The following is a 14126-nucleotide window of genomic DNA, read 5'->3' on the forward strand; positions in this document are numbered from 1 at the left end:
ATCCTTGATTTTGTACCAAATTCTTTTCTTTTTTTCAGTAATAGATTCTTTTCTGTAGGTGTTTTTTTTGATTATATATTATATATTTTTTATTTTTTATTTCAGAATTGGGAAAATTTAGAGTAACCCTTTCATTTTCTGCATCAAAACCATAAATGATTAACTTTAATTCATAACCGACATCAAATAATTTAACCGAATTTTTAAATTGTATTGTCATAAAAGAAACTGGTAATAAGCATTCAAATCCATCGACATAAAAAAAAGCTCCAAAAAAAACGTCCTTATTAGTTCCTAAAGATTTGAAAGCCCCAGTTATTTCATCACCGATTTTATACTTTTTAATTATCTTTTCAAATGGAGATGAACCACTATGGTAATCAGCTATATTAATAAAATTTCCCATTTCACTATTTTTGCTTAACTGTACTAATTTTTTAAAGAGATTTGTATAATCAAACATCCCATCAAAATGAGAACGAGGATCAGTAAGTGTTGCTTCATTACCAACCAATATTAATTTCTTTTTAGCTCTACTGAACGCTACATTTAATCTGCGGGCATCATCTAAAAATCCTACTTTTAGATATTTTTTCTTACCATTAATAGATTTTACTATACAATGAGCTGTTGACCTCGTGAAACTGAATATAATTATATCATATTCTTTTCCTTGGAAGGAATCTAATGTTGCTACATCAATGTTTATATTTTTACAGGCAATTGATTTTTTTATGAATTGTTTAATATTGGCAACCTGAAATTTATAAGGTGCAATAATTGCAATATTTTCTGCTTTAATATTATTATCTAATAATTGAGGTAAAACAAACTCGGTGATAATTTCGGCTTCAGTATCATTTTTCACTGAGTTTTCTTCTTTCTGTTCAAAAGGATTTTTTGAATTTGAAGTGTCGAAAAACACAATTTCATTATCAAAAGGGAATGGCATATTTATTTTATTAAGATGGGTTCTACTACCCATCAAAACTTTCGCACCATAAAAAGCCTCTGAAACAAAATTTCCAATATTAGGATGCATTCTATGCTGATAATTTAGCATTTCTTTATTTTCAGATGGAAATTGTTTGGATTCAATTCTGCTGATTATAAATTCAAAAAAAGAAGTCTTCAATGCATGTGCTATCTCAACATCTGTGTATCCGTTATTATAAACAGAATTAGGAAAACTATTTGAATCCTCTTTATCAATCAAAGAACTATCCATGTATGGCGGCAATTGCATTTGATCTCCAACCAAAATTACTTTTTTACCAAGTTCAATAGCAACTAATGTTTCCGCAATATTAGCTTTACCCGCCTCATCGATAATTACTGTGTCGAATTTAAAATTACTGTCTTTAAATATTTTATCTCCTTTAATTCCAATGCAAGTAGCAAAAACAACGTCTACTGAATTATAAATAATTGGCTGTAGTAAAATTTCACATTCATTATTAAAAGATTCATCCCATAAAGATAAAGCTTGAATAGTATCGAAGAGCTCCTTAACAGACAAACCAGTTAAACTATCCCTCAGAATAAAATGTTTTTCTTTAAAAGTGTCTTTTAGATAATTATAACTTATAATCAAATCATTTACTTTTTTATTGAAAATCAGCAATCTATTTTTGGAATTAATATCTTTTTTAACAAAATCCAAAAATAGTTCTGCAAGTATTTTTTGATTCTTAATAAAAAATTTATAGTCAATCTTGTATTCTTCTACCAGATTATCATAGCAATATTTTTTTAATCCTTGATCTATTCTTTCAGGGTTCCCAACGCGTAATAGATTCAGATTTGGATTTTTAGCAATTTTTTCAAGTACATTATCTACCGCAACATGATTTTGACCTGAAACCAATATCTTTTCATTATTAGCTGTTAATTGCTCTATTATCTCTGCAATTACTGTTGTTTTTCCAGTGCCAGGAGGGCCTTGTACTAAAAAAATATTCTGGTTTCCAATTGCTTTTTTAACTGCTTTAACTTGAATGTTATTAGGCTGTTCAATTTCTGTCCTTACTAAATCACTATTCTTAAAATTTATACTTTTTAAAATTGGAGTTTTAACTTTTGACGGATTTACTAATAAAGATTCTATATGATCAATTTTAATCTTTTTCTCTAAAAAATCTTTAATTATTTCACGTTGAATATCAAACTGCCTAGTAGAAATTCTCTTGTCAACATAAAATCCGTTTTGTAATAATTCTACATTTATATCTTTATAAAAGTTTAAAATATAGTTATCGTCTTGAATTGAAATAAATCCATCAGATAATTTTGTTAATTTCTCCTTTTGATATAATTTTGCATTTAAAACAGTTCCTTCATCAAGTTCAAATTTATCGCCAATTTCCCTTGGTAACTTAATAGAAATACCTCCGAAACTACTATTAATTTTATCGAATTTTTCAATAAAAACATTGTTCTCTTTACCGCTAGCCAATAAACTAATTTGATATTCTAAAAACTTATCAATTATAGCCAATGTTCGTCCTTCTTGCTTTAATATTTCACCTGTATCAAGTTTTAATTTCTCAATAATTTTAAAACATTCTAATTTTGTTAAACAGTAATCAAGAAATTGTTTTTGGGAATTATCGAAAGGCAAAGAAGTTAATGGACTTACAATTTTAAGTTTGTTTGTGAATAAAAAAGAACCATTTTTGGCACTATCTTTTTTTATTTTTGATGCAAAACCTAAATTTTGACCAATACTGAAATTGGTTATTCCAAATTTTACATTTTTATTATCCTTATAGATTTCAATAAACCCATAAAGATTTATCTCTTCGTTGTATATTGAAAAATCAAATATTGTAATTAATTCTTTACTGTTATTTCTATGCTCTTCTATGCGTTTATTAATTTTTATCCAATACTTTTGGTTTGATATTATTTCAAGAACTGCTTTTTCATTTTCAATATTATATTCAACTTCATTTAAGTAATAAGGAATAGCTTTTTGTTTAAAATCAGTTTCAAATGCTGAGCTATTAAGTAAAAATTGAATATATAAAGTTATACCTGTGTCAATCTCTTTGCTAAAAATATTAGCATCTAAATCAAATCCTTTTTTTATTATTTGAATTTCTTTATCAGTAGCACTTTGTCCAAGAAGTGTTTTTTTGAATTTAGCAAATGACTGTAAGTCTTCTTCAATAAAATTCAAATGATATTTTAATGGTTCTTCAATTTCAAAATCATCGAATTGTTCCTGATCGGATGGAACGAAATCTAGCAAACTTGAATCTTCAAATTTGTTGTTGATTTTTAAACGTAAATCTTGTGTTTGATTATTAAGAAGTGATTTTCTAACAATCCCAAATAATTTATCCTTGGTTTGAACAATATAAGTACTATTCAAATCCTGAATGATTTCAACATCAAACTCTTCTCCTCGTTCTAGTCTTTCCCATTTGATTGTTTGATTAATAGGATTAACGAGATGCTTTTGAGTTAAAACAACTTGCTTATTAACTTCATTTACTTCAAAAACAACACATTCGATTTGATCTCCGACTTTATACATTTTAAATTCTTGTTCACTTTGAGGAAGTGACCAGGAAATATCAATTAAGGAAAGTCTTCCTATATATCCATCAACATATTCAATTATGATTTGAGATGGAGCAATAATTTTAGAAATTGTAGCCTTTACAATACTACCACGTGTAAAAAGATTTATATTATTTTTAATTTCCTTTGTTTTTGGGTTATGAATCATAAGTTTAGTAGAAAGTATTTTTTTTCTATTATCAACACTAAGATGATTTTCTCTATTTATTGTATAGTCACTAACTCTTTTTAAAGAAGAAAATTGATCTGTTAAAATTTCATATTCATTTTGATTTATTTTTGAATTTGGATTACTTTCAATTAAAACACCCTTCTCTTTTAAAAAATCCACAGCTCTTTCAAGAGAAATATTTAATTCTCTTAAAACCTTATTTAAACGGATGTTTCTGTCTAACATATATAAGTTCTATTTGTATTAACTATTCTCAATACTAATTGTATATAAAATTGGGTGATTGTTGATTTTTAATATTTCTAAAGATCTATCAAAAGAAATATTGTCATCAAAATTAATATTACTATTCTTCAATCTCCAACCATGCTCGACACCTGCATCAGGTCGAATTATTATTTTAATTTCATCATTACTAAATTCAAAATATCTGTAATGTGGAATTGAACCAGATACTACATTTACATTACTAGCATCTAATTCATAACGAAATAATTTTAAGTAACTATCTCGTGATTCACTATCTCTGAATTCGTGAAAAAGCTTTTGAGGAATTCTTTCGTTATAGAATTCTTGACCAAAAAAAGTAAAATTGTCTATTTCAAAATTTAACTTTGTTTGAAGTTTATTAATGAATTGCAGCATCAACAAACAACCAAAAGGAGTTTTTAAATAACGGTCTGAATAAGAAACATTGAATTTTTTATCCTTCATTTTTGAACATAAATCTATTTTATTTTCTAGTTTATTGAGTACTTCGTCTGCAAGATTTACTGAACTTACAATTGAATTCGTATTAACGACTGCTTCGAAAACAGTAGTTGTATTTAATAAGTTATCGGTTTCAAATGTTTCTAAAATTGGAATTGTCGCACTGTTAACTTTATAAAGTTCTCCATTACTTGATTCCCCCCAGTTCTTATCTAAATCAAGGCTAACATTGTCGTTTACAAAATATTGTTGATTAGTTCCATCCTGCAATTGAACAAATGAAATTGTAGTTAACACTTCGTTCACAATATTGTTATGAATCCATAATTTTGACCAAGCAGATAACTGAATTAATGTCATTACATCTTGATTATTAGTAATAATTGGAGAATTTTTAAGGACTATATTAACAACTGCTTTACTTTTTAAATTTTCTAAAAATAAAATACTATCTAAATCCCAATTTTGCACATTAGAATTAACAATCAACCAAACCTCTTTGATTTTAGATGTATAATTTAACTTAACGAGCTCTTGTTTTATACCACTTAATATTCTCTTTGCGGAAGGATAGCTATTTATTATATCATTAGAAATTGTAAGATCATTTATTCTACTTAACCAATCTAATGCTATATTTCTATCTAAAAGATTCAAATGCCATTGTGTCTTTCTATCAATTAAACATTTTGTACAAGCATTTTGGCAATTGCATTCTAACTTAACTTTAGAATGTTTGAATATTTCATCTGCATATAAAAAGAATTGATTTGCATATCCTGCTCCACCTTTGGTGGTATCAAAAATAAAAATTGTTGAGTAAGTATCGTATCTTTTAATTCCAAAATCAAGTTCACCATGCTCAATAGCAAGATAGCTTGCAAGCTCTTTGACGAAAATTGAGCCTAATGAATACAATAATATTTCATTTCTTGAATATGTTCCATTTTCTCTAATTCTAATTTCGCAAAAATCAGTTTTAAATCTCCCTCCTAAAATTACATTTGGTCTTATGGCAGTTGCAGAAAAATTTCCTAAGCATGCTGAACCTCCATTATCATCTTTTCCTCCTCTTAACCTTCTATGGTCATTTAGTTGCTCTAGTGATAAACCGGTTTTGCCACAATGCAAACAAACGTGAAAGCCATTCCCATTACCCACATTGTAGTATAAAATCTCTCCATTTTCTTCACTTTCCCTTATATCGTAAATGGTATTGCTATTCTGTTCCCAAGGTTTGACATTAATTAATAAAGGATCTATATAGTGAATTCTTGATGATTCTGATATTTTTCGATTTGGAGTTTGATACATATCTACCGCAAAACCAGCTGGTTGAATCATTTCTGTAAAAATGCCTCTATTACCATCATTATCATAAACTAACCCTCTAAAATTGTGATTGTGACAATGTGGACATTCTGTTTCTATAGTTTGACCTTCTGAAACTTCAACGATTCTTTGGTAGCCACAAGAATTGCATAATTGAATTATTTCTTTATATGATTGATTTCCACGGTTATCCTCTAAAATAATGCCTGAAGAAGAATAATTCATCCCATCAATAACAACATTATTGCCGGGTACAAATTCAGTTAATGCTCTTGTAATAAAATAAGACGGATTTTCCTTTTTTTCACTATTCTTATTATTTAGACTGTCGATGTTAGTTATGTCAAATTCAACAATACCTGTTGGTAAGCCAGCCGTTGGTAAAAAACCTTCTTGAGCTAAAAAGGTCAATGCATTTTTCTTTAAAAACTGAATGTATTGAATATTAACAGCTTTAAAAGCGGTAGAGGTATTTCTAAATTCTTCTTCAATTTCTTTTAATTTACTTTCGAAACCTTCTTTTTTGCTTTTAGATTTATTTAATAATTGATTAAAATTTGAAAATACTTTATTCAAAATATATGTAAAGTTTTTATCTTCATAACTAGTATTTCTAACAATTTCAGCTACTTGGTTTGAAAATAATCTTACTTCATTACCCATTAACCATGTGACGAATTTCACAGCTATTGGTTCTAATTCATCAAAAAAGAAACTTTCTATTTTATCAGTAACTCTTATACCTCTAACTGCATCAGTTTGAACAAACTTTCCTAGAAAGAAAGCATTTATATGGCGCTCTATAACCTGCGTACTATTGAAAGACATAAATGGAGGAGCAATTTTATGTGTTAATGCCCAAGTAGGAGTATTAAAAGCATTCAATCCAACTGGATTTGGAGCACAAACCGTAAAAGCTATTGACTTGCTCTCTTTTCTCCGACCAGCTCGACCAGCTCTTTGTAAATAATTTGCCGGGCCAGGTGGCACATTGTTCATAACAACTGTTGAGATACCACCAATATCAACTCCCATCTCCATTGTTGTTGAGCAGTTGAGGATGTTTATCTCTGCTTTTTCAAATTTATCTTCTAATTGTTTTAATCTTTTTTCGCTTTGTTGTGCAGAATGTTCTCCAGATAAATATAAAGGTCTATTTAAAATTATTTTTTCGTGAATATTATTCCATAAGCCATTTTGCTTCCATTCAGCTGAGTTATTACTAATCCAATCTTTTGTTGCTGCGAGAGCTAATTCATTTTGCTCATTCCTGTTAAATGGGAATAGGAATTTTGGAAATGTATATGGTTGCGATTGCTTTATCTCAAAATGTCTAATATTATCTTCTGTAAAAGAACCTGTAATCCAAGGAGAAAATCCTTTAAATTGTGCGTCAATCAGACGTTTTTTTACCGGACATAACCAAAGTTTTTCTGGAATTTGAAGTCTTGTTTTTTGCTCTAAGTTCAATTTATACCCTGTATCATCAACATCTAAAACATTTGCTCTTATAGCTTTCCAAATTTCAAGAAGTAGTTCATTAATATCTTGTTCAATTTCATTTGTGATTTCACTGCGACTAAAATAGCCTAACCCAGCGCATAATAATAATGCTATCCTATTCGGTCTGGCTTCATTTGCTCTGAACGTAGGCCATTTTTTAGCATTTGTTATATTTGAATCAGAATTGTGAATTTGGAAACTTTTTAGAAATGATGTCGAATATGGATAAATTGAATTATCCAAAACGAAATAAAATTGATTTCTAATAACATAGTCAAGACCAATTTTTAACAAACTTTTCCACTCTTCAATTGTAATGTTATATTGTTCTGCAATTTTTGATAATTGAATATTATCTAAATCTGGATAAACCATGCTCACCATTCCTAAATTTTCTAGAGATCGTTCTCTAGGTAATCTTCTTGCGAAATTATCAAAAAGTAAAGCTCTTGAATATTTTTCAAGATTTATGAAATTATCTTCTCTTGGATTGTTATTCTTAAAAAGAGTTTTTAACTCAGATTTAGGATTAAGATAATCATATATTTGTTTCCATGACAACTTTACGTTTACAATTGTCGGTTGTTCCAAACGGTTTATCTGCTCTTGAATGCTTTTTTGGACTGGCACCGGTGCACTTTCCAAAGATTGTTTTAAAACTTTCAATAAAGCCTCGTTTGGATTATTTTGACTAACTGATAATTGTTCTTTCCAAAGCAAATGAAATACCTGAGAACGTATCCAATTGTTCTCGTTATCAATATTAATTAAAGCTGATATTTTCGCAGTTCCTTGACGGCTATCTGTAAATGAAATGTATTTATGTCCTTCCCAAAGCATTTCTGAACGAATTTCATCGGCACCTGGAGTGTTATCTAAAAAAATATCTGATAAAATTCTGTTCATAAATGAAGAAGAAATTCTAAAATGTAATGGATTATCTAGATTACTAGAACAATAAGGACAAACACATTCACCATCACGATCAGCTTCAATAAAAACACTCTGATTACGATTTATTTTACCGCTATTATCAATTCCGAATTCTAATGTATTGGGAACATGTCGTTTATTAATATTCCTTTTTGTAAAGAAAAATGATCGAGTAATTGGGTTAACATCATCATTTTCGTCATTTTCAAAATCATCAACAATAAAATTATCCTGATTAATTGATGTGGCCAATGTCAAAATTTCATTACCGTTTCTTTCAAGTTGCCTTTCTGCTTTCAATAGTTCATTACCACAAGAACGACAAGCGACCAGTTCGAACATTGGAAAAGTACACTCACAGTTTTTCTCGGCATAAGTGGTCATGGTACCCAATGAACTTTTTGAATCGAAATTTTTATGTTTGTCACAATTTGGATTTGAACAAACATAAACACCTCCTATACCACGAGAAAATAAATGAGCTCTTAATGGTAAAATTGAAATATCATTGTTTTTACTTTCGACAATAGCATCAACCATTTCCAATTTTTCATAGAAAGAAACTTTCTTTGCTGTTAGACTTTCTGTTATTTCAGTTAAAGTAATGGCCTTCGAATCATAAACTTTTTTTCTTAGAATTTCGATTTCCTTTTTATTGTTGATTTGAAAACTATCCGGTAACTCTTTGAATTCTCTTTCACCTGTAATTACTTCTATCTGATGCTTTTCTATACCGCAAAGATTAGCCATAAAATCCTTTAAGTTTGTTTCGCTTTCTACACCACTCCCTACTGTTGCAGAAGTAATCGCAAATCTTAAATCTTTTATATCAACTGCAAAAGCGTCGACTACCCTTCTAATTAACAAAGCCATTTCTAATGCTGCCGAACCTACTAATGTGTGTGCCTCGTCTAACAAAATCCAACGTAATTTGCCTTTAGAATTATCTAATAATGGTACATCTTTATCACGAACTAAAATGTATTCCAACATTGAAGGATTTGTGAAAAGAATTTGTGGTGGAGTTTCACGTATCTGTTTTCTTGATATTAGTTCTGGCTTATATTTACTTCTGTTTTTTGCGGTTGAATCCTCCTCAGTATTTCCATTATAAACAGCATAAGTTAAACCATCTAAAGCTTTTACCCAAGCATCCATTCTTTTTTTCTGGCTGCCAATTAAAGCATTTAGTGGATATAAAAAAATGGCCCTTACACCAATATCATTTTGACAATTCTTGTATAAGTCATGTAGAACGGGCAACATAAAACATTCTGTTTTACCAGAGCCAGTACCAGTAGTAACAGCAATAGACTTCTTATCATTTAAAAGTACTTCCCAACTTTTTATCTGATGTACATAAGGATTTCTATTTTTAGGAAATTCATATTCACCTTTTATTTTATCAAGCTTGTTGATGAAATTGTTATCAAACAAATTAGTTAAATCGCCAAATGTTTTTTTAGCTGGTGTCCATGGAAAAGTGTTTTGGAACACTGGCTCAGCTAATAATTTTTCTTCTTCGAATAGATCTGACAAATAATTTTGAAATTGAGCATCACCTGTTACCCAAAGAGATAAAATAGAATCTTTTAATCTATCTTGAATCTCACTATATATTTTTTTGAATTTTATTTCGTGATTCATACTGTTTTTTTAGTTTAGATAATAAATTAATGATTCTTCATACCATTTTTTATCAAGATCTTCTACATACTTAATTCTTCGTCTAAAATTGTCCCCATTTATATGCCATAGACCTTTGTTTCTACCTGAAATGGATGATGCTACTGTAAGTGGTGCAATTACAAGAATATTAACTTGTTCATTCCATTGCTTCTGTGGTATTGGCTTAACATATTTATTTCTGTCATTTTCAATGTCATAAAAAGGTAGCTGACTTAATACCCTTTCACCTAAACGCTCTCTAACATTGTTAAGCTCTGCATTAAAAACAAAATTGGAATTCTTAGTCTTTTGAAGTAAACACAAGCTTAGTTTATTCCATTTAAAATTTAGCATAACAGCAAGTGCTTCAAATATTTTTGGATTAATTTGACAAATGTTTTCCCAATCTGACTGCTCAACCCAATGAAAAGATAATCCTAAATCATTTTCTAATTCAACAAAATCATTTCCTGAAAACTTATATTCTCCTATATCAAATCTTAACGATAAAAAAGCAAAAGCTTTTGCTGCCAATTCAGATGATGATGTAATGGCTTTTATAATATCAAATGTTGCAAAAGGCAAATCGTTTTCTTTGCATAAATAATAATAAACCCAAAACTTGTTCCATATGACACCAGTAAAATCTTCTTCTAAAAGTTGCTTAGAATAATTAATAATTCTATTATTTCTATCCTCAATTGTAGTTAATTCATTTTCCGGATTCACAGAAATAAACTCAGGTTTAATTTTGAGTTTCGAATTTTTGTCCGAAAATAGAATAAATTTATTGGCATTAATTGTATTAATTGAGTAAAAATCTAAATCTTTTTTTATTTCAATTTTACCGATATACTCCAAGTCACAATCTAATGGTAAAGCATACACGCTATTTGAAATATCAATACTTTCGATTTTATCAAATTTTATTATGTTTTCATCATTTACTTTCCATTTTATTGTCTCTGAAAATTGTTTTATACTATAGCTTTTAATTTTTTTATTTCTATTATGTGGTAATAGTTCAAAAATTTCCATTTTTAAAAAATTGTCAGCATCGATAATATTATAAAGCTGAAAAAGTGATTTAAAAGTATCATGAAACTCAAGTAGTGGTTTTACTTTTCTTTCTATCTTTTTTGATATAACAATTTCCGGGTTCTTATTATTAAAAACCCTTACTTCGTATTCTTTTCCATAACAATTTACAATTAATCGCCAACCTTTTATTTTATCTAAAAATATTTTATCGTCATTTATTACATTTTCATTCTGATCAACCAATATAACTCCTTGAAAAGGTGAAATTACTTCCGCAAGTATTCCAAAACTTTGATTATTTACTCTAATTCTAGTTTTGATCGAAGATGGGAATTTTGAAGGATTTGTTATTTTAAAAGTTACTTTATTTTGATTGACACTACAATCATAATGGTCTGACTTGTATATCTCTAAAACAAAATAATTGCTATTTACTACAATTTGTGGGTTGTTGTAATCTGAACTTGTTGACAAACACAAATCACCAATATTAAAAACTCTTTCATACTCATTAATACCAGCATGCGAGATTTTGACATCTAAGGCTCCTAATTCTAATGTAGTGTGTTTTGAATTCCAAATGCTTTTATTTACTTGTTTCCATTCTAATTTTGGATTATTAATCCTTTGTCCATTATTGTCATAAACAATTATTCTCAAATCATTCTTTACAATATTTAAATTGCTTCCAACTAGCCATTTTGGTTTTTCACTTACTATACTCCAGTCAAATATATTCTCAGTGTTTGTTTTAAACTTAATCGTACTACTATCAGGTTTATTTAACTTAATTTCCTCTTGAAATTTTATAATAGAGAAAGCTTTACTATTTATCTCTATTACAGTTTTTTCTTCAAAATTACCATCTATTGAAAAAACATCATTTGATAATACATAACCATAATTATTATTTGTGTGTCTAGATTTTTCTAAAACAAAATTTTCATTATTACCTGACACCCATAGTGTTGGAAAATTCAAGTTTAATCTGGAATAGAGTAAATGATTAGCACAATAAATTTTGTCATAACTATCAATTACATAAATTTCAGTATCAAAATTTTCTTTAAAAATGACAAAATCTTTAAATTGGATTATTTTGTATGTCTCATTATTTCTTTTTGTGAGTTTAGCAATTAAATCTATACCAACGAATAATTTATATTCATTTTGATAATCAACAATTTGATCATCTAAAATATAATTCAGTTCTTCAAATCCAATTTTTGAAGTAATGGCAGTATTGAGAAAAAAAGTGTTGCTTTTAGAATTAAAATTCCATTTGAATTTAATAGCATTATTCTTTTTTCTGACCTTATCTCTTTCAATAATTAACTCTTCGGTAATTTGCTTTAAATCTGCATTTGCTCTAAAACTTAACAGTTCATTTTCATCATTATCTAAAACGGCACGAACAATTTCTAGACAACTACTATAAATAATTTCATTTTGACTAGATTTTGGTAATAGACCAGTTAATTCAGTATTAGTGGAAAAATCTTCAATTGAACTAGGATTTAAATGGATAATTTTCAAAAGAAAATATCTATACTTACCACTATAATTCTTTATATGTTTTAATGGAAGGCCTCCTTGTAATAATAAAGTTTTTAGATAATGGGTATTTTGAATTTTAATCCATTTATAGTTTAAAAGACTACCTCCCGTTTTGGCTGATTCATAAAAATCATTGGCATCAAAACATAATTTATCAGAACACAATGAATTATAAATTTCATCTTTTGAAGGATATCCTCCATTGAAAATTCTTTTCCACCACTCTGCATAATAGATTGCACAATCTTTAGGATTAAGCTGAGAAAGTCGTTGAACAATTTTAAAACTCTCCTTTAATTGATTAAACTCTAAATCAGAAATTGTATATTTCCAAACTGGCTGACCTGAATGAAAATCAAGTCTACGGTTTTTTAAGATTTTGTAAAACTCACTCATATCACAAATTTTTATCAAAAATAAAATGCATTAATGCATTGTATCTGCACTAATAATTATTTTTCATTTTGTTAACCCTATCTAGAAGTTTTTCCACTAAAAATAATGGCTCTAGCACTTTTATTTTTTCTCCATGAGACAAAATCAGCATTTCTAATTCATAATTAGGAATTACTTTTATTTGCAAACAATTTCTACCGTCTACTTCTTTTATTATTTGTGAACCGTGAATAGGTTTAGTTTTCACATAAGGCATCAAAGATTCACTAATCTCAAGAACAATTATTTCAACTTTATCGTTAGGGACGGTAACACCAATAACATCCTCAAAATACTCTTTAAAATCAATATCAGAATTAATGTAGTTTTTATTTACTGGTTCTATACTTTCAATTCTATCTAGCGCTAAATTTGTGATTGTTTCATAGTCATCTGACTTTCCAAATAAAAACCAACGCATATTGAACTGCTTGAGGTAATAGGGATAAATTATGATACTAGTTGAATTTTCGATTTTAAAGTTCTTATAACAAACGTTTAATACTTTTTTATAAAGAATAGAACTGTAAAGTTCAGGTATAAATTCTAACCCTTTAAGGAATTCGTTTTCTTCAAAACTAATTATGACATCACTTTTTTGCTTTAAACTAAAGGACGCTTCTAATCTCGTATTCAACGCATTAATCCAATTGTATTGCGGTAATCCTTTGAACCTTTCTAATGTCAGTAAAGCTTCTCTAAGTTGGTTTGCTTCTATTTCATTTAACGGTTGGTTTGAAATAGAAAACTTTGAGTCTTCATATTTATAAAAAACTCTCCTACCATCTTTTTCTTTCTTTAATTCTATATTCCAACCTTGTTCACTCTCCATGAATCTGATATCATCATAAAGTTGTCTTTTTTTTATTCCTTCTTCTTTACCTGTATATTCATAAATTGCTTTATTACATTCCTCTACAAGATCTTCAATAGCATAGTTTCTTCCTGAGTTACGGAAACATTTATCTAAAGTTTGGTACCTAATTATAGCGTGCTTATTTGTAGACATTTAATTTTCAAGATATTTATCATTACCTAACAATGATACGAAAAGCAATTTAAAGCAACTTAAGTACGACCTAAATCTATCAATCACTTTATCAGATATTTACACATCAATTTCACCGTCAAATAAAAGTAGAAAGTCTTTTTAATCTTCAGTTCAAGTTCTTATACTACTTTTTAT

At 28.3% G+C, this 14126-nt stretch carries 4 protein-coding genes; all 4 read right to left on the reverse strand.

All coding sequences use genetic code 11. From position 1 onward, the window contains the following. Positions 1 to 34: 34 nt before the first annotated feature. The 4 genes from ACHRV5_RS03085 to ACHRV5_RS03100 are packed head-to-tail and all read right to left on the reverse strand — an operon-like array spanning position 35 to position 13949. Positions 35 to 3985 (reverse strand): AAA domain-containing protein, encoded by a 3951-nt coding sequence (locus ACHRV5_RS03085; protein WP_395425713.1) that lies wholly within the window; start codon positions 3983 to 3985, stop codon positions 35 to 37. Positions 3986 to 4003: 18 nt separating this feature from the next. Continuing rightward, a complete protein-coding gene (locus tag ACHRV5_RS03090) occupies positions 4004 to 9886 on the reverse strand; it encodes a DEAD/DEAH box helicase (RefSeq protein WP_395425714.1) in 5883 nt (1960 codons plus the stop codon). Positions 9887 to 9895: 9 nt separating this feature from the next. Next, positions 9896 to 12901: a hypothetical protein gene (locus ACHRV5_RS03095; RefSeq protein WP_395425715.1), complete on the reverse strand. Its 3006-nt coding sequence runs from the start codon at positions 12899 to 12901 to the stop codon at positions 9896 to 9898. 49 nt (positions 12902 to 12950) lie between these two features. Beyond that, a complete protein-coding gene (locus ACHRV5_RS03100; protein WP_395425716.1) occupies positions 12951 to 13949 on the reverse strand; it encodes a helix-turn-helix transcriptional regulator in 999 nt (332 codons plus the stop codon). Positions 13950 to 14126: the final 177 nt, after the last annotated feature.

Source organism: Flavobacterium sp. FlaQc-52 (genome assembly GCF_044007495.1).
Taxonomy (GTDB): Bacteria; Bacteroidota; Bacteroidia; order Flavobacteriales; family Flavobacteriaceae; genus Flavobacterium; species Flavobacterium cupriresistens.